Origin of the sequence: Priestia sp. SIMBA_032 (assembly GCF_046535215.1) — a bacterium.
GTDB lineage: Bacteria > Bacillota > Bacilli > Bacillales > Bacillaceae_H > Priestia > Priestia aryabhattai.
The window spans coordinates 1-239 of sequence record NZ_JAWRXD010001478.1 but is presented as its reverse complement, the minus strand read 5'-3'; the positions used below and the strand labels follow the sequence as shown (position 1 = coordinate 239).

The following is a 239-nucleotide window of genomic DNA, read 5'->3' as shown; positions in this document are numbered from 1 at the left end:
GAGAAGAGAAATCTCTTCCATAGAAATTTTCATCTTAAGATAGTATGGTTGGACAAGGGTAGTAATATAAGTGTGGAATATTCCACACCAGGAGGCAATATTATGGAACAAGGTACAGTGAAATGGTTTAATGCAGACAAAGGCTTCGGTTTTATCGAAATCGAAGGCGGAGACGATGTATTCGTACATTTCAGCTCTATTCAAAGTGAAGGCTTTAAATCGTTAGACGAAGGTCAAAA

Annotated in this window: 1 protein-coding gene; it reads left to right on the top strand. The window is 37.7% G+C overall.

Annotated elements, in window-relative coordinates; translation table 11 throughout:
• Window positions 1-102: 102 nt before the first annotated feature.
• Window positions 103-239, top strand: a 137-nt coding sequence (locus SB717_RS39220; RefSeq protein WP_410908699.1) for a cold-shock protein, incomplete at its 3' end; no start/stop codon positions are given.